The 21,832-nt window shown below is 42.7% G+C and carries 19 protein-coding genes; 4 read left to right on the top strand and 15 right to left on the bottom strand.

Annotation, left to right across the window (positions count from 1 at the left end):
- The first annotated feature begins 77 nt into the window (after positions 1-77).
- The 3 genes from LVD17_RS14610 to LVD17_RS14600 all read left to right on the top strand — a co-directional run bounded on the left by LVD17_RS14610 (position 78) and on the right by LVD17_RS14600 (position 2,612).
- Positions 78-698 carry a low molecular weight phosphatase family protein gene (locus LVD17_RS14610; protein WP_233767875.1) on the top strand — a complete coding sequence of 207 codons (621 nt, stop codon included), beginning with the start codon at positions 78-80 and terminating at the stop codon, positions 696-698.
- A 72-nt stretch (positions 699-770) separates the two neighbouring features.
- Positions 771-1,670, top strand: coding sequence for a helix-turn-helix domain-containing protein (locus tag LVD17_RS14605; protein ID WP_233767874.1), 900 nt, complete (start codon positions 771-773; stop codon positions 1,668-1,670).
- A gap of 84 nt (positions 1,671-1,754) precedes the next feature.
- On the top strand, positions 1,755-2,612 hold the full coding sequence (locus LVD17_RS14600) for an SDR family oxidoreductase (protein ID WP_233767873.1): 858 nt from the start codon (positions 1,755-1,757) through the stop codon (positions 2,610-2,612).
- Between the two features lie 197 nt (positions 2,613-2,809).
- Here LVD17_RS14600 and LVD17_RS14595 read toward each other — a convergent pair whose 3' ends face one another.
- The 6 genes from LVD17_RS14595 to LVD17_RS14570 all read right to left on the bottom strand — a co-directional run bounded on the left by LVD17_RS14595 (position 2,810) and on the right by LVD17_RS14570 (position 8,482).
- Entirely contained in the window at positions 2,810-3,511 is a 702-nt protein-coding gene (locus LVD17_RS14595; RefSeq protein WP_233767871.1) for a phosphonatase-like hydrolase, read from the bottom strand.
- Between the two features lie 3 nt (positions 3,512-3,514).
- Positions 3,515-4,678: a TIGR03364 family FAD-dependent oxidoreductase gene (locus tag LVD17_RS14590; protein ID WP_233767869.1), complete on the bottom strand. Its 1,164-nt coding sequence runs from the start codon at positions 4,676-4,678 to the stop codon at positions 3,515-3,517.
- Positions 4,668-5,948 carry a DUF5690 family protein gene (locus tag LVD17_RS14585; protein WP_233767867.1) on the bottom strand — a complete coding sequence of 427 codons (1,281 nt, stop codon included), beginning with the start codon at positions 5,946-5,948 and terminating at the stop codon, positions 4,668-4,670. Before LVD17_RS14585 ends, LVD17_RS14590 begins: the two co-directional genes overlap by 11 nt.
- 374 nt (positions 5,949-6,322) lie before the next feature.
- Entirely contained in the window at positions 6,323-6,904 is a 582-nt protein-coding gene (locus LVD17_RS14580) for a helix-turn-helix domain-containing protein (RefSeq protein ID WP_233767865.1), read from the bottom strand.
- A gap of 190 nt (positions 6,905-7,094) precedes the next feature.
- Positions 7,095-7,388, bottom strand: a complete 294-nt coding sequence (locus LVD17_RS14575; RefSeq protein ID WP_233767863.1) for a YciI family protein — start codon at positions 7,386-7,388, stop codon at positions 7,095-7,097.
- Entirely contained in the window at positions 7,385-8,482 is a 1,098-nt protein-coding gene (locus LVD17_RS14570) for an alkene reductase (RefSeq protein WP_233767861.1), read from the bottom strand. Before LVD17_RS14570 ends, LVD17_RS14575 begins: the two co-directional genes overlap by 4 nt.
- Positions 8,483-8,632: 150 nt before the next feature.
- Here LVD17_RS14570 and LVD17_RS14565 point away from each other — a divergent pair, with 150 nt between their 5' ends.
- Positions 8,633-8,998 (top strand): winged helix-turn-helix transcriptional regulator, encoded by a 366-nt coding sequence (locus LVD17_RS14565; RefSeq protein WP_233767859.1) that lies wholly within the window; start codon positions 8,633-8,635, stop codon positions 8,996-8,998.
- A 12-nt stretch (positions 8,999-9,010) separates the two neighbouring features.
- Here LVD17_RS14565 and LVD17_RS14560 read toward each other — a convergent pair whose 3' ends face one another.
- The 9 genes from LVD17_RS14560 to LVD17_RS14520 form a co-directional block, all read right to left on the bottom strand.
- Entirely contained in the window at positions 9,011-9,505 is a 495-nt protein-coding gene (locus LVD17_RS14560) for a GNAT family N-acetyltransferase (protein ID WP_233767858.1), read from the bottom strand.
- Between the two features lie 11 nt (positions 9,506-9,516).
- Positions 9,517-9,945 carry a hypothetical protein gene (locus LVD17_RS14555; protein WP_233767857.1) on the bottom strand — a complete coding sequence of 143 codons (429 nt, stop codon included), beginning with the start codon at positions 9,943-9,945 and terminating at the stop codon, positions 9,517-9,519.
- 12 nt (positions 9,946-9,957) lie between these two features.
- Positions 9,958-11,313, bottom strand: coding sequence for a DUF4302 domain-containing protein (locus LVD17_RS14550; RefSeq protein WP_233767856.1), 1,356 nt, complete (start codon positions 11,311-11,313; stop codon positions 9,958-9,960).
- Positions 11,314-11,324: 11 nt separating this feature from the next.
- Positions 11,325-12,683 carry a zinc-binding metallopeptidase gene (locus LVD17_RS14545; RefSeq protein ID WP_233767855.1) on the bottom strand — a complete coding sequence of 453 codons (1,359 nt, stop codon included), beginning with the start codon at positions 12,681-12,683 and terminating at the stop codon, positions 11,325-11,327.
- 58 nt (positions 12,684-12,741) lie between these two features.
- Complete coding sequence (locus tag LVD17_RS14540; protein WP_233767853.1) at positions 12,742-14,205, bottom strand: RagB/SusD family nutrient uptake outer membrane protein; 1,464 nt, start codon at positions 14,203-14,205, stop codon at positions 12,742-12,744.
- A 17-nt stretch (positions 14,206-14,222) separates the two neighbouring features.
- Complete coding sequence (locus LVD17_RS14535; RefSeq protein ID WP_233767851.1) at positions 14,223-17,858, bottom strand: SusC/RagA family TonB-linked outer membrane protein; 3,636 nt, start codon at positions 17,856-17,858, stop codon at positions 14,223-14,225.
- 169 nt (positions 17,859-18,027) lie between these two features.
- Positions 18,028-19,074, bottom strand: a complete 1,047-nt coding sequence (locus tag LVD17_RS14530) for a FecR family protein (RefSeq protein WP_233767849.1) — start codon at positions 19,072-19,074, stop codon at positions 18,028-18,030.
- Positions 19,075-19,102: 28 nt separating this feature from the next.
- Entirely contained in the window at positions 19,103-20,887 is a 1,785-nt protein-coding gene (locus LVD17_RS14525) for a T9SS-dependent choice-of-anchor J family protein (RefSeq protein ID WP_233767848.1), read from the bottom strand.
- Positions 20,888-20,966: 79 nt separating this feature from the next.
- The gene (locus LVD17_RS14520) at positions 20,967-21,533 is read right to left on the bottom strand and encodes an RNA polymerase sigma-70 factor (RefSeq protein ID WP_233767846.1); all 567 of its coding nucleotides are present in this window, start codon (positions 21,531-21,533) and stop codon (positions 20,967-20,969) included.
- Positions 21,534-21,832: the final 299 nt, after the last annotated feature.

The following is a 21,832-nucleotide window of genomic DNA, read 5'->3' as shown; positions in this document are numbered from 1 at the left end:
TCGTGGCGGTCAACCTTCAGAAAAAAGACAGTTAAACCTAAGAGCGACGGCATTTCGGGGATGCTTCCAAATGTGATATGAGAAAGCTGATCCCTGCAATATCTGAGTTTTTAGGTCAATTGGATATTTCATCCATAACAGAGCATAGGAAGAGCGAATTGCAACCGCTGATTAATACCATACAGGAAAAAGTGGATAAGCATCAGGCTGTTAACCTCAACTTTATTTGTACGCACAATTCCCGACGGAGCCAGCTTTGCCAGGTATGGGCTGAGACTATCGCTTGGATTAAAGGAGTACCTATGGTCAGGGCGTATTCCGGCGGCACGGAGCCATCGGAGTTTCACCAAAACGCAATTAAGGCATTGGAAGACTGCGGGTTTCTCATCACCCGGAAAGAAGACCGGGCTGTTCCTGTTTATTTTTTCTTTTACTCGTACGAGGCAGAGGCCATTCCCTGCTTTTCAAAGATCTACAACGACCCTATCAATTGCCGAGCAGCATTTACCGCAGTTATGACCTGCTCTGATGCAGAAGAGAAATGCCCTCACATTGCAGAGGCTGAGTCACGGGTTTCGGTGATTTATGAAGATCCAAAACATGCTGACGGCACCTCGGAAGAGGCAACGGTATATGCACACCGGAACAAACAGATTGCTACGGAAATGTTGTATGTGTTCTCTATGATCAAAGCCTGATCAGCCTGCTTCAGCTTCCTTAAATTGAGTCACGCCTTTACATTATAGGTTTGATTTTTATAACTTTACACGATGAAGCCAGTGGAGAGCATTGAAGACTTTTACAGGGAAAAACTCAATTGGGTACCCGACAGCATACATACCGAAATTGGTCATTTCAACGTATTTAAGCTGGCGCCTTTTATAGGAAAGGAAGCCAGGCCCGTTCCGTACAGCAGGCGGGATTATTTCAAAATAAGCCTCATTGTGGGAAATAATAAAGTCCATTATGCTGACAAGGTAATTGAAATAAAGAAAAAGGCATTGTTATTTGCCAGTCCTCAGGTACCATACAACTGGGAGGAGATCGATAAAATCCAAAGCGGATATTTCTGCGTATTTACCGAATCCTTTTTTCATCAATTTGGAAATTTACGTCAATACGAAATTTTCCAACCTACCGGAACACCAATATTCGAACTGACCGATAAGCAGGCTGATGAAATCAGCGCTATTTATGAGCGGATGTTTGATGAGATCAATTCCGGATACACACATAAATATGATATATTGCGTACACTCGTTTTCGAACTACTGCATATTGCCATGAAAATGCAGCCCTCATCAAACTTTGAGAAGCAAGAGGGCAACGCCTCGCAAAGGATCACCAGCATTTTCCTTGAACTGCTGGAACGACAGTTTCCTATTGATGACACCCGCCAACGGCTGAGCCTCCGCTCCCCATCTGCTTTCGCAGATCAACTGGCAATACATGTAAACCATTTGAACAGGGCATTAAAAAAGACTATTGAGAAATCCACCTCCGAGATTATCTCGGAGCGTATTCTTCAGGAATCAAAGATCTTGCTAAGGCACAGTACCTGGAATATCTCCGAAATTGCTTATGCCTTAGGCTTTAACGAAGTGACTCACTTCAATAAGTTTTTCAAGCAGCACACGGAGATAACCCCTACCCGTTTTAGAAATGTTTGATTTTGATAAGTCCGGGTTTGCTTATTATAATTAAGCTTTAAAGCAGCAAGCGGATCTTTGTATCATAATTAAAAACAAAAAATTATGAGCACAAAGAAAGTATGGTTTGTTACCGGGGCATCAAAAGGCCTGGGGCTGGCACTGGTAAAAAAGCTTTTGGCAAATGGTTATCGTGTGGCTGCAACCAGCCGGTCTGTTGAATCATTGATACATGAGGCAGGCCCCGTGTCAGAAGAGTTCCTTCCGCTTGCCATGGACGTCACGAGCGACAACAATGTGAAAGAGGCCGTTGCCAAAACCGTTGATCACTTCGGAAGTATTGATGTGGTCGTCAATAATGCAGGCTTTGGCCTGGTCGGCACCCTGGAGGAACTAAGTGATGAAGAAGTCAGGGATAATTTTAATGTAAATGTATTTGGCCCGCTCAACGTTATCCGTCATGTTGCACCGCACATGCGTCATCAGAAATCAGGTCACATTTTCAACATCTCTTCTATTGGAGGTTACTCAGGTGGTTTTCCTGGCTTTGGCATTTACTGTTCTACAAAATTCGCCATGGCAGGGTTCTCAGAAGCGCTGGCAGAAGAGATGAAGGGGTTCAATGTACATGCCACGGTGGTTTATCCAGGTTATTTCCGGACAAATTTTTTATCTAAGGGTTCGATCAAAACATCTGCCAGTCCCATTGATGATTACAAATCAGCCAGAGAATCGGAAAAGGCACATTTAAACCAGATCGATGGAAATCAGTCAAATGATCCTGAGAAGGCGGCTGAAGCGCTGATCACGGTGAGTGAACAGGCTGATCCGGCAGTCCACTTGTTTTTAGGTGCAGATGCCAGTGAAATTGCCCATCAGAAAATAAAACTCATTGAAGAAGCACTGAGCAGCAACGAACAGCTTAGTAAATCAACGTTAATAGTGGCTGACCAGAAACAGTAAAAGCTGCCAATAACTGACAGCTTTTACAAAAAGAAAAATCAAACACAAAAACTAGTTCATCAAACCCGGCCAGGTTGTTTTGAGGTTATCGGTTTCCGGTAACCACTACAACCGAGTCGGGATATTTATCATATTCCAGGCACATATTGTTATCAAGAAAACAAGTATATACGGGTTTTTTCATGATTTCTTAAGATTTAGGTGGATTTGGAATTAATACCGGGGTTATCTAAAAGTCCTTTAATGTCAGCCACCTTATCCAGAATATAGGTTGGGTTGGCCTTAAGTAACTGCTCTCTGGTTTGCGCTCCTGATGTAACCCCGACGGTAATGCCGCATTTTGCATTTATACCCTCCTCTATATCAATTGCAGAGTCTCCTGCTTTTAGTACCTTCTTAGGATCTCGAATGTCCAGAAGTTGCATAGCTTTAAAGATCATATCAGCATGAGGCCGTCCCCTTACTACGTCATCGGCGGTAATCAGGGCATCGTAGTGCTCATCTAACTGCCAGTTAAGTTTGTCTATCAAAAGCTGAGCAACCCTGCGGCTATAACCGGTATTAAGGGCTACTTTTATGTGATTGGCCTTCAGGAATTGTAAAAACTCATTGGTTCCTTCTGTAGGCTGTACATCTAATTTTTCATATTCCTCGTCCAGCCTTTCCTTAAATTCTTCAAAAATAACTTCATAAGCCTCCCCTTTATCGGAGGGAAAGGCCTGAGCGATATCCTTTATAGCCTGAAATTTCTCCTTTCCTGCCCCCAGCTCAAGTACATCTTTCAGACTTACAGAGTAACCGTGTTGGTTGATAACCTTATGCAAGGTTTTGTATACAATATTATTCTCGTTTAAGGTAGTGCCTGCCATATCCAGCACCACTAATTCGATATTTGTCATTTATTAAATATTTAACAGTCGTAGTAAATTTTCCTTTGAGAAGCCCGCGCTGCCGGTCATGCCTTTGCCTCCTATACCTGTCACTATATGTACATTGGGAGATACATTATGCTGAAAGATGTCTCCATTTTTACATTGGGAGTAAAAGCCCAACCAGCGGTTTTTAATTTCATAGGTCGGCAGATCAACTATTTTTTTTGCTTCCGAGATCATGAAATCATCAATAGCAGAATTGATATCGAAGCCAAGATCATCCACTTTTGCAGCGTCGGCATATTCATGTGAGTCGCCCAGGATTACGGATCCATCAATGGCCTGCTTGAAGAGAATATGGACACCAAATTTTTTTTGGAATGTATCAGGGTCTTCCTTTTGCTTGACCTCCGTGTAAGACGGACATTCCTCGAAAGCCTCATACCTTCTGATGGTCCACCCCGTAAGTACTGATCCATTCAGTTTATAATTTGCCGGCTGGGGCCTGGTTTGAAGCATTTGCAGTTTTGAAACCACCAGATCGCTGTCATTGTAAATCTGAGGGTACAAACTCTTAAAGTCGTTGCCGTTGCATATGATCACCTTTTGGGCCGAGAATTTATTACCAGAGGCATCTTGTACTTTTACAGTTCCTGAAGTCTCCTCGGTAGACATGATGGTGGTGTTCGGAAAAAAATGTAGCCCAAGCTGCTCCTCCATGTATTTCCTTAGCCTGTGGATCATGGTTCTCGGCTCTACTGTAACCTCTTCCGGAAAGAAAAGCCCGCCGATACAATAGTCAGATCGCAAGCCGGCATATTTATTTAAGCACTCGTCTTTAGTGAGCAGTACAGAGCCATAGCTATTATCCTTATTGATTTGATGCAGCTCTTCGATTAGCTGTAACTCCTCCTGGTCTGAAGCGATATACACCGTACCATTTTCACGGATACTTATATCAAACTTTGATTGTATCGACTTGTATATATTTAAGCTTTCACGGCCGTAATTCTGCCACTTCAGGTTCATGCCCGAAGGCACCACCTGGCCGAAGTTCCTCACAGTTGCACCCATTGGCAGTGTATTTTTTTCAATGACACCTACTTTCAACCCTTTGTTAAGGGCATGATATGCATGAAAAGTCCCTAATATACCTCCACCGATCACCAGCAGATCAAAGTTTTTAATGTTCATAAATCAGATTCTTAGTTTTTTCAGTAATTCTTTCCCGGCTGCGAAAGAATAAAAATGACATAAGGGTGAATACTATTCCTGAGACTCCTACCAGGTTAACTGCATGAATAAAAAAGTTAAGCCACGACAGGTGCTGATGCCCAAAGTTTTTGTACAGCAGTATCAACATACTTCCCAGATACCCAAATGCATCAACCATATAGATCAGGTAGCCTACATTTCCTTTGATTTTAAAAGTAGCGATCAGCCTGTCGAAATAAAGTCCGTTAAACGGTACATAGCAGATATACATCCCAAAGCCGGATAAAATCATCCAGCCTACGGCAGGCAGTATATGTAGTTGAAAAAGCACCGTAGACAGCACCATGCAGGAACATCCGGCGACTAGTATGTAATTGTAGTATTTAAAGGCCGTCTTATTGGCTTTAACTGTTCCTACTAACCCCAGTATAATCAAAACAATTATGGCAATGGGGATTTCGGAAATAGAGTAAACAGAAGCGCTATCTTCAAACCCCAAGGCATCCCATATCTCCCTGGCAAAATTATCCCTGAAATCTCTTATGGCTGTTAAGGCAGTGTAGAATATGATAATCAGCGTAATGGGCAAGAAAAGGTCTTTGAATAGGAGTGCTCTTTCTTTGTGGTTTAATGGTAGCCTTTCCGACTTTTCAAAAATGTCCTCAGTAGTAGGAGGTGGCAGCTTTTCCAGGGCAAATGCAAACAAGATCAGGGGAAGAATAAATATCAGGCCAGTAAGCGATGGCATCCAGAATTCACTGACCGTGAAATCATCAATGAGCCATTTCCCGACCGACTTCACCACCCCCGATGAAACAATAAAGCTGGTACATAAAATTACACCAAGGAGTTCCGTCGATTTTCTGCCCTCGATATAGGAGAACACAATACCCCAGACCATTCCCAAAGGAAGCCCGTTAAGCAAAAGAAAAATAATATTGTAAGGTGCCGGTACAGAGGCAAATCCCAGTAAGGAAAGTTCGGCTAGCAGAATAAAAGTCAACAAGTACTTCATTCGGCTTGTTCGCTTTAGCTCAGAGATGATCCTGATGCCCAGGAATTTTGAAATTGTATATCCAATGACCTGGGCTATCACCAACAGGATCTTATAGTCAATACCCAGATAAGTGATCCCATCAAACGAGGCTACGGTAAACGGCTTGCGGAAGGCATACATGCAGAAGTATGTTCCGAAAGCTGCTATGGAGGCCTGCAAGATGAATCTGGTATTTTTCCCCGGTAGTTTCATATCACTAAACAGCTACTATTCGTTTGCAAGCGTTAATGAATATAAACAGGGGCTCGTTGAGCATCATCATTATTTTACAAATAATAAACTTAAAAACTCAAAACAGTTAAATATTTTACTATTTGTAAAATTATGAGTGTTAAATTATTTTTATTAAAATCATAATAGAATATTATGCAGATAAGCGGCCTCCACTAACAAGAAAAGAATTAGAGAAAACTGAATTCGGGCTGCAAACAAGACCGTGGATGACGATGATGCGCAAACTATACCAGAAAGCCCATTAAAGCACCCGCAATTAAAAGGTTGTTTTTTTTGGTTTAAAGCTACTGGCAGTATTAGAAGTAATAGTGGCGAAAGGCAAGCCAGGTCTCTCAGGAATCAGAATTTTCAGAGAAGAAGTATAAAACCAGCATAATACAGTCTTCAGCCGATCGGTTGACTGGCACGTGAGGGTATCTTCCATTGAAATATAGCGAATCGCCCTCCTTCACCAATACTTCCTCATTATCTATTAGATACTCACATTCCCCTTTCAGCACATATTTAAACTCCCATGCATCTGTAGTTACTTTTTCTCTGTTAGAGCCAGGTGACATTGTGAGTATAACAGCCTCAAAACCAACAGCATTCAAACTTCTACCAAATATTTGATAGTAAGTAAAGCCTTTAGCATCAACTTCTTTTTCTATAAACTGCTGTTGCTCCTTCTTTATATGAATGAACTTGGCTCCTGTCTTGTGTTCCACTCCTTCAAAGAAAGCGCTGGCATTAATACCCAATGCTTTAATAATTTCTAGCAGAACAGGCAAAGACGGGATCGTCCTCCCGTTTTCAATTCGCGAGATAAGCCCATTGCTCACATTGGCATTAGAAGCCAGGGAACTAATGGTGATTTTTTGTTCTTTACGAATGTTACGAATGCGCTTTCCAATACCAATTAAAAAATCATCCATTTAAGAAATTACATTGTTCAGGTTTAAGCAAAAGTAAAATTTCCTGACTCAAAAAATTTCTTTACGGAAGAAATATTGAAAGAGCCGCATACAAGCTTTGACAAACTTTTGATAGTTAATATGCATTGATAACCTCCGTGGGAACTGAGGCTATCAATGCTTAGCATAAAATTCACCCCGAAAACACTTTCTAAAATGAAAGATCTTCATGAATTTTTGTTGGAACAATTTCTAAAATTTCCGCTGTTACTATATTTTCCCTCACAAATGGATCAGCGTCCACTATACCCTGTAGTTCTGCTAAAGTTATATTTCTTGCCAGTATACTTCCTCCACGGTTGGGCATGATGCTTCCTGACAAAAAGAAAATATTGCTGCTAAATCCTTTTTCTAACCATTCCATATGTCCTTCCATATATTGGGTAGCAAGGCTTTTATTTTCTGAAAATTCAAGAACTACTACAAATATATTTTTTGTATTCATGACTTAATCAAGTTTGGATTGTGCGCCAAAAACGGATAATCGGTATAGCCCTTTTCATTCCCTCCATAAAAAGTCTCCTGATCAGGCGAATTTAATTCGGCATCCAGCAGAAAACGTGTTGGCAGATCTGGGTTAGCTATAAACAGTCTGCCATATGCAACCATGTCTGCCTCTTTGCTTTCTATTATTTCGTTACCGGTATCTCTTGAGTATCCACCATTTGCCATCAGGTGACCTTTATAAAACTTACCATAGTATTGAGCCACGTTGGTTATCATTTCAGTATTGTGATCTATGGGCATCATCGGGTTCATCAGGTGCAGGTAACCCAGGTTATAATTATTGAGTTTTTCGATTATGAATTGATAGGTACTTTTTGAAGCTGAATCTCCCACATCGTTAAATACTCCTGAGGGTGATAACCTTACACCTATTTTTGTACTGTCCCATATTTGGGATACCGCTTCGAGAATCTCAAAAAGCAATCTGCTTCTGTTTTCTACAACTCCACCGTATATGTCTGTACGGGTGTTACTCACATCGTCTATAAACTGGTTAATCAAATAACCATTGGCTGCATGTATTTCGATTCCGTCAAAGCCCGCAGTTTGTGCATTTTTAGCTGCTATTTTGAAATCCTCAACAATTTGAGTTATTTCATCCAACTCCAGCATTTTCGGCCTCACATAATCCTTATATCCTTCATAGGTGTATACTTGCCCATTTGGCTTTATGGCTGAAGGTGCTACCGGTTGCTTTCCACCCAAAAAATCAGGGTGTGAGATCCTCCCTACATGAAATAACTGCACAAAAATCATCCCTCCTCTTTCATGCACTTTATCAGTCACTTTTCTCCAACCATCTATTTGCTCCTTTGTATAAATACCGGGAGCGTTAACATATCCCACGCCGGAAGGAGAGACAGCGGTCGATTCGGTAATGATCAATCCAGCTTCTGCTCTTTGTGTATAATATTTAATATTCAATGATGATGGAACCCGGTCGATTGTTGAACGATTCCTGGTTAAGGGTGCCATTATGACCCGGTTTTTAAGTGTCAGATCTCCAATTTTGATTTCAGATAATAATTTCATTGTTAGTTGTTTTTTCCAACAATTTTAGATTGTACCATTAAGATTATCAAGTACTTACTATTTTGAATGGTACATACCTTTTTGTATGTTTTGCTTAAATGCAATACCTTAGGCTAAAAGATCAAAAAAAATAATTTTAATTAATTTATAATGGATTGTTCAAAAGAAAACTGCCCCATGACGTTGGCGGTCAACATGATCAGTGGAAAATGGAAATTGTTCATTCTTTATGCATTGAAGGATGGAGCAAAACGCTACAGCGAACTTCGCAGAATATGTGGAGGAGTAACGGAAAAGATGTTGACTAACCAGCTGCGAGAGCTTGAAAACGATGGTCTGATAAAGCGAAAGGTATACCCTCAGGTACCACCCAAAGTGGAATATTCATTTACTGAGTTCGGAAAGCGACTCAGTTTCATTTTTGATCCTCTGTATGATTGGGGCCTGGAGTATATAAAAGAATTTAGACCAGAGCAATTTCATTTGGTGGAAGAATATAAAAAAGAGAGTGGCTGAACCAGATACTATTTAAACAACCCATCGAACTATTGCTTCACTCTTTCCGGAGTATATAAAAAGGAATCCCAGCTTTTCGGCCATTTCAATGGCCATCTGGTTTTTAATGGTTGTTTTGCCTACGACTATTTTGATACGAAGTTTTTCTTGTACCGATTTCATTGTCAGGTTTAGGGCCGAAAACAGGTGGTCCCGATATTCGGGTAATACGGCACCACCAATATCAACTCTTGAAATGTCTTCACTGTAACCATGTAATGCGCAACTACCAATTATCATCTGTGGTTCATCAGCCAGCCTGATAGTCCAAATATTGTTATGGGCCCGCATCATCCGCAAGGTAAACTGCTGAGGTGACGCTACCCGCTCATACGCTGTGTCGTGATACCGATAGACCACTTCAAATTTTTTGAAGCAGTTGTAAAATTCATCAGCATCTTCAATACTTAGCGCTTGTAAAAGTATATCTGTGTTCCATAGTTTTTCCGGCAGCTTGATATCAGACATAACCGCCAATACTAATTTGACACCATATCAAACACGTAACCGCCATTTAAACCGGCCTGTCTTCCACCTGAGGGCTCCTTTGCCAGCGTGAATGAGGCTACCAGGCCTCCCTCATCATAGGCTAATCTCACTTCCACACCCTGGCAAACCACCTTTTCATAATTGCTGTTTTCAACAAATTCAAACTCGCCTATTGGAAATATCAATTCAGAATCTCCGTGTGTCTGAAATATTTTGCCCTGTGTAATTACCAACCTGAAATTTTCAAATCCTGCCAATTCAAAATCATCTTTTGTTACTTTGGCCGCTCTCCATTCACCCGTCAGCTCCTCCATAGCCTTTTTATCAGGAGAGGCGGCAGTGTCATCGTCATCACTACAGGCAGTAGATATTACTGCCATGAAAAGCAAAAGGTATATTTTAAAATGTAATTTATTCATATATAATAAGGTTTATTGGTTTGATAAAAAACCGGAGAAATAGTACCCGGCATTTTGCTGGCTAAACAACCCTCCGACCAGGTTAAGCTCCCCTCCAATGAATTCCGCTTTGAAAGTATCTGTTTCAAAATGAAATAAGATAGGATACATGTCACCATAAATCGCCCACCCGTTTTGACTTGCCTGCTGAAATGTAAATTTGAAAATGCCCTGGTCATCAAGTGTGTAGTCGTAGAGATATTGTGCCAGAAAGAGGCTGCCTCCCTGGGAAATAACCACCCGAAACTCCATAATCTCTTCTTTAGTATCAAATAGCAGGATGATATCTCTCAAAGTGAGAGCATACTCTCCCTCAAGCATGGAATTGGCAGCAAAATTATACGCCTCCATAAACTCTTGTGATTGCCCCTGAATAGGGCTCATTCCGCTTCCGGAAGGTATGGTGATGCCGGGGTATTCCTCTCCAAGCCGGGTATGCAGAGGTGGATCTACAGGAAGTATAAAGGGTTCAGTATATCCCTCAACTGCTCTGACTCCATTCATTTCAACAGTAAAAAGTTGGTTCTCATCGTCCCAAAGAAGTTGTTCTATGGTACTTCCAGCTATATTCAGTGGCTTTTTCAGCACGATACCCTCCGCCGAGAAGGTAAAATACGAATGGAACATTTCAACCCTGGCGCCATTTTCAGTTAAATATTGCGCGCCAAAAATCCTGAGTTTATCGTCTAAAACCACTGGCAGAAGCTGACCATCAGGCAATTCGACCTGCAGACCCCGATGGTTGGTATTAAGCTGCTTAGTACCTGCAATAACATTTAATATTTGTTTACCCAATATTTGACTTGCCTCTTCCTCCGTAGCAGGTAGTAAATAGAGGCCGGAGCTTCGCTGTATTCCTTGCAGCTTAATGCTGTCACCGGCCAACTCATCAAAAGCAAATTCAAAATCCGAGATCAGCCCCTCCCCGTCAATTCCTCCATTGATATCTCCGTCCGGATCTGCCGGTAGATGTATATAGGAATATGTGTCGAAACTCAGGGTGGCTCTTTGTAATGCCTTTAGTGTCCAGGTTCCTGTTCCGGGGGTTCCTGCAGTAGTTTCATCGAAATCAGAAACCATTACAACCGTTCCGTCTAAATTAAAATTGAAATAATAAAAATAGCTGCGTCCAGTTCCTGTCTTTAACCCGGCAAGCCAGCCATGAGGGGCGTTGACAAGCAATTGCTGATATTCGTCCAGTCTGCTCTGAAGCCTTTCATCCGGACGCTCTTCAAAAACCGTATCATACTCCTCGTCACACGCGATAAACAGGAATACCATGGCCATGCCAACTATTATGTTACAATATGATCTGTGTCTGTATTTCATCTTACAATGTTTTAGTTCCCTAATGTTGCGATAGCATATTTCTGAGGAGAATCGACAGGAAAAAGTCCTACATAAAGCTCTCCGTCACATGACTCCACCCAGTCAGTATTGAAAGTCCTGTTGGCAAAAAATGACAAGATCCCGGTGGCCTTAAGCTCTTCCTGTAAATAAACTCCGTTATCATCGCTTCCGGCATAGTACAAAGTGAGTGTACCGTTATCATTTCGTACGGCGGAAAACCGAAAATTGGCGGTGTAATATTCCCTTTCCGCGGAATTGACAGTATAATAAAAGAGTCTAAGGGTCAGCTCACCTTCAAAAGAATAGAGCAATTTAAAATTGTAATCAAGTGCATAGTTATTGTTGTGCAATACCTGATTATCATAATTGTAGCGCGCTACAAAATCAGCGGGTTGCGGCAATGTGCTAAAGTCATAGTTGAGTGTCTGATAGGTTTTGTCAAAGCCCCACACATCTGCAACAGGCTCAGGGGTTTCGCCTCCGCCTCCACCATTGCCCGGAGCAATCGCTTTAATGGATTCCTGAACTTTGGCCTGTAATGTATAAAAGTCGATATCGTAATTCTCAATAAAGTATTTAACTACTAATTGCTCTTTTTCTTTCAATATTTGCCTGGAAGCGGCCGTGGTTTCACACTCTATGATAGCTTCATACCCTTCTTTACCCTCAATCAGCATTATGGAGATCATCTCTACAAAATCCTCGTCAGGAGACGACATAGCATAGCTGGTGATGAACCCCCGTGCCCGTGCCTCTGCCAGGGAAACCATGTTCCAGTTGGCTGTATACTCTCCTGGTGTCAGCTCTTTATATTCGGCCGGATACATAATACTCTGATGGAGAATATGTGCAAACTCATGCTCTATGGTATGGATAAGTTGTTTGACGGAAAACTGGTCTGTCTTCAGGAAATCATTCACAACGTACAGTACCACCTTGCGTCCTCCTTCGGCCGTACCTAATTTGATAGTACCATCAAAATTATACTCAGGGCTTCCTACTAACATAAACTGTTTGGGACAGTACTCTTTAATAAACCCTGCCCCGGCCAGCTCTACATAGGGCTTTATCCAAACCTGGCTTGCCACCTCCATCACTTCCTGTACTTTAGAGGGAACCGGAGGCACCAATGTTTTATAAAGGTTAAGTTCCGAAGCATCCCAGCGGTACTTGACTTCTATATTATAAGGAGAGGTAAAGTTGCTGTATAACCAGTTATCCAACTCTGTGGGTTGATAGTCTTTGTCTGGGTCCACATAGTCCCCCGGACCGGATGCATCATTATAGGGGTCTTCACATGCCAGCAATAATAGCAGACTAGCGAAGAATATATTATAGATGTATTTCATGTCTTTTTAATTAGTATTTAGAATTTTAACATGGGCACATGCACCTGAGATTAAGTACTCATCTCGGATTAGGCTCCAGGCCACCAATAGAAATAGCTTCCTGCGGTATCTGCAATACTCTCCGCGGATCGCCCGGTTTAAGCTCCAGAACTTCTCCTGCATTGGTAGCATGCACTACCGGAATATCATGCCTGAGTATGTCAAACCATCTGAGTCCTTCATGCAGAAATTCTACCTGCCGAAAATGCAAAACAGCATCCACAATGTTGCTCTGATTAATATCATGGCCATAGAAATTGAATATTTTATTGAAGGTAAGCGCATGCAAATCAGGATCGTAATCATCTATACGTTTTGCTACCCAGGTATTAAGGTCAGCCATAGCATCGTGAAACTGATTTTTAAATGCATATGCTTCGGCCCTGCTCAAAAGCACCTCTTCCATTGTAAAAAGCGGGAATACCACATAGGGAAAGCCGGTATTGGCATTGGTGCCTATGCGTACGAAGTGCTCTCTAAACTTATTGACAAAATACACGCCTGAAGAGGTATAAAACGTAGATATGGCAAACTGCCCTCCTGTAGGATTGGGGAATATATCCTGATACCTCAACGCTCCCGTAGAATACCTCAGCCCATTAAATAAGCGTGCCCATTCAGAAGCTCCTTCTGCAAGAAGTACATTTGATCTTTCCGATGATCTTGTATAGGCCACAGCCAACTCCTGGGCGGATAGTGACTGATAGTCTGTGTTCCAAGGTCGCAGGTATTCTGCTCCGTCCCCAAAACTGAATATCTCATTGGAATGCTCAATTACTTTGTCATAATCTTTTTTGAAGAGATAGAAGCGTACGGCAAAAGCATGAGCGGCCGTCTTGGTAAAGTGAAATTTAGCTACGCCTGTAGCACCGCTGCCCGTTTCATACGCCTGATCATCAATCAGTGGCAACCCTTCCAGCAGGTCCTTTTCTATCATGCTGTAAACATGGGCCACTGTAGTCCGCTTGTATGTTTTGAGCGATTGTTTTTCGGGCTCTGTCACATAAGGTATACCAGGATCATATGTGGCACTTCCCTGGTTATACATTTTAGCAAAGAGATTCACAAGCATAAAGTGAGCGTAAGCCCTCGCCACCAGCGCCTCCCCTTTTTCGGCATTGTATAGCTCGGGCTCACTCTCGGTTTCTATAAATTCCAGCGCATGATTGGCAGCGGCTATAGCTGCATATGAGGCATTCCAGTAGTATTCAGGTGAATCCTGATGTGTGGTACTGGCATCTTTCCAAAAGTAGGCATCTGCATTGCGGAGGTCCTGGCCTGCAGCGGGGTTATCCTCCACATTATCCGACATAGCTTCGCAAAACAATGCATAGCCCGCCTCAGGGTAAGCGGACACCAGCAATTCTCCGATTTTGTCTTTAGAATCAAGCTTTGCCCTGTTATCGGGTACTTTCGACAGGTAATCGTTACACCCGGCCAGTACAAAAAGCATGAAGCAAAAAATAGGTAAGTACTTATTCATAACTATGTTTTTAATGGTCATAAACTAACTTTTAATGATGCTGTCCACTGCCGGGCTACAGGCATGGCCACCCCACCAGCTCCAAAAAACTCAGGGTCCTGACCATACAAGCGTTTATCAGCATAGAGCAACAGCAGGTTTGTGCCCGTCAGACTGATGGAGGCATCCTTCAGCCTCACCTGGGAAAGCAAATGCCGCGGCAGGTTATAAGTCAGCGATACGGTACGGAGCCGTACAAAAGAACCGTCCACCACCCTCGCGGAAGAGTAATTGTAGCTGTTATAAGGGTAAATCGCCCCTAACTGGTAGAGCTGAGCAAGCGTGGTAACATCGGGGATGGATGGCACATCGGTATATCGTTCATCTCCAGGTAGCATCCATCGGTCCAGAAACTCCCTGGACATAGCATCCAGGTCGGTGTAGGAGCTTCTGAATGCCGGATCAAGTCGTACTTTGTTTCCAGCCTGATAGGTAAGAAAGACATTTAGTGACAGATTCTTATACCTGAAGGTATTGGAAAATCCGCCGGTAATAGTCGGGTCTACAGGGCCTTCGTATTTAAGGTATTTTGTAGTAAGGCTCTGCATATAGACATCGGAACTAAGCTCCCCTTCATGATTAATGAAGAGCGGAATACCGGTTTTAGGGTCCAGTCCCTGGTAGTCTATGGAAAACAGTCCACGCACGGGATAGCCTTCCAGGGCGCCTCCTTCAGGAAAAATCAGGTTTATAATACGGGGCTCGTTTCTAAGATTTGTGATTTCGTTTTTATTGTAACTGAAAACGAAGTTACTGTTCCACCCCCAATGCTTTCTTTCGAAGATTGATGCCCCCAGGGACAAGTCCACACCATGAGACTCCATATCTGCGTAGTTGATGGCTTTATAGGCCTCACCGCCTATTCCAGAGGTTTTAATTACACTTATCAGGTCGAAGTGATCCCTGATATAATAGTCAAACGACAGGTTAATGCGCTCAAATGCTCCTACATTTAAGCCAATATTGGTTTCATATTGTTTTTCCCAAGTGAGATCAGTATTCTCCAGACTCTCAATTATAATCTGCGATTCTGTTTCGTTGAGGTAAGGTCTTCTTGTAGTACCGCTTCTAAATATTGGTGATGAATTGGTTGCATTCCCTATATTGGCTGTTAATCCGTAACCTACCTTCAGGGTCAGAAAGTCTATGGTCCGTATGTCATTCATGAAGGGTTCCGAATCGATATTCCAGGCCCCGCTTACATTCCAGGTAGGCAGCCAGCGGGCAGTACCTGACTCTCCGAGGCGGTTAGACCCATCATACCTTACTGTACTGTTAAACACATATTTGGTGTTGTATGAATAGGTGAGCCCCGCATAAAAGCTGGCATACCTCTCGTAAGTATTGGACATCCCGTAATAATTAAAATTTCCTTCAAGTAGTTGTTTAATAATCAGGTAGTCAGTATAAGGCACCCCTCCCTTTTCAAACTGGTATCCATATCCATTGTTAAATGAATTCTGGCGGTCCACCTGGCGTATTTCCTGACCGATCACCAGGTTGGTATTATGAATACTGTTAAAAGTATGGTTCCAGGCAAGCTGATTTTTGAAATAGTAGCTCACCATCTGGTCATCTGTACGATTATAAAAACCGCCTTCTGGCAATACCACCACAGGGTCTAAGTTGGGGTATTCTGGATTTACGTATAAAAATCTGTTGCCCTGGCGAATAACCTGCGAGCCGTCGGCGCGGTAAGCTTCAGCCATATTTGACCCTTCCATCACTTTGTGCTCAGAAGTTGTTTTCACATATCTGACCGCCCCTATCAGGTCATATTTAAGGCCCTCGGTAATACTGTAATTGATCTCCCCCTGTAGTTTCAGGTCCTGGACATTCAGGTCTATATAGTTCTTATCCAGCTCATTGATAATATTGAAAGGGGCATAGTTTCTGGTGAAATACTCCAGGTCGCCGTTTTCTTCATAGGCAGTCAGCGCCCGACTGGTATTCAGTGCATAGCTGAAAGGGTTGATATCAAAGTCTCTGTCATAGCTGCCCGAAACGGCATCGGTCTGTCGTGAAATAGTGCCGGGCACCCGTTGTTCCCTTACAGAACCTGTAGTGATAAAACCTACGTTTATTTTATCAGAAAGTTTAAACCTCGCACGTGCGTTAGCTGTATATCGTTGCACATTGTCAGCTATGGTCCAGCCATTGTCATTGTAATAGCTGGTAGAAAAGTAAAACTGCGATGACTCTGTACCACTGGAAAGTCCGAGGGAATGCTCCTGAACAAAAGAATTTCTAAACAATTCGTCAAACCAGTCAGTATTGGCACTTGCATACCGGCTGAGGAAGGCCTGCCGTGCTTCTTTAGTATTAGGAAGTACAAACTCATCTGAGCCTCCGTCAAAGCCTCCGTTAATCATGTCGTACATTTTTTTGTAAATACCCCCGTCGGAGCTCCTGGATATGTCGGCATGGTTTAAAAATCCTTTGCGCTCCATCTCTGCATATACCGACATCTGGTCTGACGAGTTCATAATGTTGTAGTCGTCGTAAGACGGTTTCATGTATGATGAAAAGTTACCTGTATAGGTGATCACGGGTTTTCCCGTACTACCTTTCTTGGTTGTAATAATAACTACACCATCCTTGGCACGAGCACCGTAAAGAGCTGTTGCGGAGGCATCTTTAAGAATATTAATATTTTCAATATCATCAGCATTGATACCTGCTACGGAGGAACCAATAAGTGTATTCGGGTCCCCGGTTGTAAGTTGATCAGTAGAAATGTTGACGATATCTTCCAGCACCACCCCGTCTACAACCCAAAGAGGCTTGTTATCGCCGGTGATTGAAGTAGCACCCCGTACTCGTATTTTTGGTGCGGTACCAAAAGTGCCTGATACATTCTGTACTGAAACCCCGGCTGCCCGGCCTTGCAGCATCCGGCCCACATCAATAGTACCATCGGTTTCAATTTCCTCCACACCCAGCTTTACTACCGATCCGGTAAAAAGCCTTTTGTCTATTTCCTGATATCCCGTAGACACTACCATTACTTCTTCAAGAGTGGTTATGTCCTCCTCCAGCGCCACATCAATTACCATACGGCCGTTTACACTTATCTCCAGTGGACTGTAGCCTATGAAAGTAAATATTAAAACAGCATCCTCTTCTACCCGCAAGCTATACCTTCCTTCTATATCGGTAATGGTTCCTTTATTGGTTCCTTGAATGGTGATGTTTACTCCCGGCAGCGCCTCTCCTTCGGCTGATGAAGTAACCACGCCGGTAACGGTTATAGGTTCGTTAAAATTCCTAGGTGAAATAACGATTAAATTACCCTCAAGGAATTTATAAGTAAGTGATGTTGAAGCAAGTAACTTTTTCAAAACCTGCTCCAGTGCTTCATCTCTGGCTGAGACGGATACTTTCTTGTCGAGGTCAGAAAAAGAATCGTTATAGAAAAATGAATAATTGCTTTCTCTCTCCAGCATGCTGAAGGCTTTGCGGAGGGTTACATTCTTCAATTCAATGTCGAGGTTTTGAGAGTGGCCTGAACTGGCCAAGGTAACACCTGCACTGATCAAAACAAAGAGCCAAATTTTCATAATCATAGATAATACTGACCAAACCAACATTTGGTCATATTTTAATTTTTTCATAGTATTATGTGGGATTGGTGTATAACAATAGATCGTAGTCGGACATAATAAATCCGATTATATTGGCCAGTCCTGAAGGACCGGAAGATGTTGCCTCATCTTTTGGTCCTTGCTTTTTCAGTCACCAGCTTATCCGTTACTGTATAGTTGCTTCACATGGTATTAGTTTTTAGTGGTTCTCCAGGGTATTGTATTTAGACCTGGTACGCTCGTTTATCTTTACTGTCACCTGTTTTTCCTTTATGTCAAACTCAATCGGTGAAGTCAATGCCAAAGCTTTCAGCACCTGTTCGAGGCTAAGCTGCCTTATCTTGCCCGTGTACCTGTAATTCCTGAGTTCATCGTCTTCAAAATGAATGGTAATGTCATAGAGGCGCTCAAGTTTGGTGGCAAAAGCCTCCAGAGATTCACTTCTTACGGAAAGCCAGCCATCTTTCCACGCGGTTTCCGCAGCAACGTCAATGCCTCCTTCCATCTCTACCATTTGCCTGGAAAGGTCCTCGTGTTTAATCAATGTCAGTCGTTGTCCAGGCTTGAGGAGGGCAGCTTTTATACCGTTACCGGTCCGGATATTGCTAATCTTCAGAGATCCGTGGACCAGGGTCGTCACCTGTTTCTGGTCATCGTCATACGCCCTCACATTGAAAGTTGTACCCAGCACGGCAATATCGTAGTGAGGGGTGATAACATTAAACGGAACCTCACTTTTCTCCACGTCAAAAAAAGCTTCTCCATGTAGCATTATACTGCGGTTTGACAAGCCGAAATTATTGTTGAAAGATATTTTACTTCCGGCATTCAGCCATATTACAGAGCTATCAGGCAAGGTAACATAGGTTTGAGAACCTATGGGAGCCTCTATGACTGTGATAGTCTCTCTGAATTCAAAAGAAAACCAACCAGAACTCTGCATCAGCATAAAGGAGGCTACTGCCAAAAGTAACAGCACAGCTGCATACTTCCAGATGACTGCATAGTTCCTGCGCTTGTTGATCTTTTTTGCAACCTTTTGCCAGTCTTTGTCAGTATCAATATAACTATATGGAAGTTTATCAAATTGCTCCCAGTAGACCTTTACCTGTTCGAAGTCTGCCCGAAGATTGGTATCATTTCTGAGCAACTCCTTCCATTTCTCTTGCTCAGATGCACTCAGGTCTCCTTTTAAAGCTCTTACAGCTAAATACCACTGTCTGTTATTTTCGTCTTTTTCAAGCATAGCCAGCTTTTATCTGTTGTTTCTGTAGTTATTGGTTGGTTACTACAACTCTTCTCACCCCTTCAAGCATTGCCCCACTACGGACCTGCAACAGGTAAAGACCTGCCTCCAGCTCGGAGACGTCAAAATCCAGAGTGTGTTTCTCTCCGCCAGCCAGTCTTCCTTCAAATATTAGCCTTACCGGCCTGCCAAGCGCATCGGTTAGCTCTACCTGAACATTTTTGGTGTTTTGTAGCTCCACATCAAAATGAGTAAGTCCTGAAGCTGGGTTTGGATATGGAAGAGAGAGCTTTGCGCCTCCTGTCCAGTCATCGATGCCGTTAACCAGGCCACGGAATTCAAAATCCATATTTATGATACCGGCAGCAGCATTGGGGTCGCCAGGGAAACCCTGACCTGATACACGGATATAGATTTCCTGCCCTGCTTCCACCGGGAAATCTGTAATCCTGGATTGAAGCTCAAGCCCGGGGTCAATATCATTGTTACACGCCAGCTGGTCTGAATTCCCATCCAGAAAAAGCAGTATGGTATTGAAGTTAGTATCGGATAGGTCTGCTGAAATGTAGCCATCGGTTGGCGCCACGAAATGCCACCAAACGGAGTTAGAGCCATCCTGCTCACCACCAGGCGCACAGTAGGCCAGGTGTTCATGCTCTGGCTCAAATGTGGCCCGAAGGTTATAAGAACCATAGCGGCCAGATTCAGGGGTTAATTCTATGGCATCAGCGTAGTTATCATTCGGGATGCTGTCGGGAACAACATGTGGTGATACTACCACTGTGTCTTTAATACCGGAATGTACCATCCCGTCAACGACTACTTCCTCAAGTGAGGCATCTGCCCTTGGATATGGATACTGAGGCTCTTCGCTGGTATCAAACGTGTAGGCCAGCCAAAAATAATTATCACCTACTGCCAACTCCTGATTGCCCGGAACTTCAAAGGTTTGGAAAGGATCGACAACTGACCCGTAGACATCCGCAAATACGGTATCTTCTCCATTTGAAATGAAAGGAACGTCGTAAGTAGTATAAAGTGTGGCCCTGGTTAATTGCAGATTATCTGAAGTGCCACTGGTGGTCAGTGTTACCTTTTCCAGGTTTGTGGTACCACCATCGCCCGCTACACGTATGTTAAACCCGAGCATAGGCGTATTCGCCGCTTTTCCTATTCTGATAGGAATTGAAAATTGCCACGAAACTTCGGCACTATAAAATTCGGCATCCTGCACCGGACGTACCCAAACATTGTCAAGGTACCAATCGTCGGTTTCATTGCCATTGTTTGAAGATGTTTCATGTACAAAGGCAATATAAATGGGTACATTGGCATAAGTAGCCAGATCGTACCACGTAGTCTCCAGATATACCGGAAATTCCGTTTCATTAAAAGTAGCGAGCGTGTCGGTAAATGCCAAAGGATCATTGGTACCTGTGGATATAAGTACATGATAGCTGGTGCCGTAATCAATACCTGTGTATGTCTGGGCGGCATCAAATATCAAAAAATCTCCGGGTTGCGGTGTGATCTGGGGTGTAATCAGCCAGTCCTCGTCTATCTTGCCCTCGAGAGCCCCTTCAAGGCCACTGAATGCCACTTTTGGACCAAACCAGCCATAAGTATCTACCCTCCAATGCGCTAGAGGATCCTGTCCTCCCTTCTGGTACCATGTCCAGCCATTGGGGAGCTCTCCTATTTCAGTGTTATCAAACCCCTCAAAAAAGGTAGCTTCCTGGCAAAATACTGTCAGGGGTAAGATGTAGAACCCAATGAATAACACCTTTATAAAGTTTGAGTAAAATTTGTGCATATAAGTCCTGTTTTTAAGAGTTGCAAATTATTCGCATGCATCATAAAGACAGGGAATACATCACGCCCCCCTAAAAGGATCAGAAAAAAATATCAGAGAGACAGGTGTATATGAAAAAAAGCAGTGCTTCTTTTAGCCGGCGTAAAGCTATGGTCATTTGAGCTTCTACGGTTTTTACAGATATGTTCATCCTGTCGGCTATTTCTTTATGTGAAAGTTCTTCCATCCGGCTGAGGATAAATATTTGCCGACAGCGGGAAGGTAGCTTGTCAATAGTGGCCATTAATTCTTCTTCCTGCTCTGCCAGCAGCATGTTTCTGAGGGCATTATCAATAGTGAAGTCCGGCTCAGTATAATGACGCAAACGTTTCTCCGCTACTTTTGTAGCTTCGATGTGATTAAGACACGCATTACGTACTCCTCTGTATAAATAAGTTTTCAAAGAACCATTTTTAATGGAAGGATTATTTGTCCAGAGACGAACGAAGAATTCCTGGGTGATCTCCCTGGCCTGCTCAATATCTTCAACGTACTTAACAGCAAATAGTGTTAACGGCCGGTAGTAGTAGCGGAAAATGCTTTCAAAAGCCTTTTCATTACCACTACGCATCTTTCTCAGGAGATATTCTTCAGAAAATTCTCGCAATAACAATTAACTATGTTTAAGAGGTATGATATTTAATAACGAGTTACTTAAGTAATGCTGACCTGATTCTAATACCTCGGTACAGCCATTATACCTGTAGACAGGAAAACCAATCTGCCCCCCTAAAAAATCAGTAAAAAAATTATTGCTGTTGAGAAACGGGAGCCTTATCCATTTGTGACACTGGATTTTGTTAATAGGTTGGAAAAGAAAAGGATAGAGTCTGTCACGTTTTTTCTACGGGGTCAGCTAAGCAGAAGCATACAGCTAATCTTACTCCATTTATGAAATGGATAAAA

Origin of the sequence: Fulvivirga ulvae (assembly GCF_021389975.1) — a bacterium.
Taxonomy (GTDB): Bacteria; Bacteroidota; Bacteroidia; order Cytophagales; family Cyclobacteriaceae; genus Fulvivirga; species Fulvivirga ulvae.
Note: the sequence above shows the minus strand (reverse complement) of the source record. Positions and strands in the feature narration are given on the sequence as shown.

Bases quoted from the DNA above. Each gene is read 5' to 3' on its own strand.
- LVD17_RS14610 (WP_233767875.1), top strand. From the start codon at position 78: ATGAGAAAGCTGATCCCTGCAATATCTGAGTTTTTAGGTCAATTGGAT.
- LVD17_RS14605 (WP_233767874.1), top strand. From the start codon at position 771: ATGAAGCCAGTGGAGAGCATTGAAGACTTTTACAGGGAAAAACTCAAT.
- LVD17_RS14600 (WP_233767873.1), top strand. From the start codon at position 1,755: ATGAGCACAAAGAAAGTATGGTTTGTTACCGGGGCATCAAAAGGCCTG.
- LVD17_RS14595 (WP_233767871.1), bottom strand. From the start codon at position 3,511: ATGACAAATATCGAATTAGTGGTGCTGGATATGGCAGGCACTACCTTA.
- LVD17_RS14590 (WP_233767869.1), bottom strand. From the start codon at position 4,678: ATGAACATTAAAAACTTTGATCTGCTGGTGATCGGTGGAGGTATATTA.
- LVD17_RS14585 (WP_233767867.1), bottom strand. From the start codon at position 5,948: ATGAAACTACCGGGGAAAAATACCAGATTCATCTTGCAGGCCTCCATA.
- LVD17_RS14580 (WP_233767865.1), bottom strand. From the start codon at position 6,904: ATGGATGATTTTTTAATTGGTATTGGAAAGCGCATTCGTAACATTCGT.
- LVD17_RS14575 (WP_233767863.1), bottom strand. From the start codon at position 7,388: ATGAATACAAAAAATATATTTGTAGTAGTTCTTGAATTTTCAGAAAAT.
- LVD17_RS14570 (WP_233767861.1), bottom strand. From the start codon at position 8,482: ATGAAATTATTATCTGAAATCAAAATTGGAGATCTGACACTTAAAAAC.
- LVD17_RS14565 (WP_233767859.1), top strand. From the start codon at position 8,633: ATGGATTGTTCAAAAGAAAACTGCCCCATGACGTTGGCGGTCAACATG.
- LVD17_RS14560 (WP_233767858.1), bottom strand. From the start codon at position 9,505: ATGTCTGATATCAAGCTGCCGGAAAAACTATGGAACACAGATATACTT.
- LVD17_RS14555 (WP_233767857.1), bottom strand. From the start codon at position 9,945: ATGAATAAATTACATTTTAAAATATACCTTTTGCTTTTCATGGCAGTA.
- LVD17_RS14550 (WP_233767856.1), bottom strand. From the start codon at position 11,313: ATGAAATACAGACACAGATCATATTGTAACATAATAGTTGGCATGGCC.
- LVD17_RS14545 (WP_233767855.1), bottom strand. From the start codon at position 12,683: ATGAAATACATCTATAATATATTCTTCGCTAGTCTGCTATTATTGCTG.
- LVD17_RS14540 (WP_233767853.1), bottom strand. From the start codon at position 14,205: ATGAATAAGTACTTACCTATTTTTTGCTTCATGCTTTTTGTACTGGCC.
- LVD17_RS14535 (WP_233767851.1), bottom strand. From the start codon at position 17,858: ATGAAAAAATTAAAATATGACCAAATGTTGGTTTGGTCAGTATTATCT.
- LVD17_RS14530 (WP_233767849.1), bottom strand. From the start codon at position 19,074: ATGCTTGAAAAAGACGAAAATAACAGACAGTGGTATTTAGCTGTAAGA.
- LVD17_RS14525 (WP_233767848.1), bottom strand. From the start codon at position 20,887: ATGCACAAATTTTACTCAAACTTTATAAAGGTGTTATTCATTGGGTTC.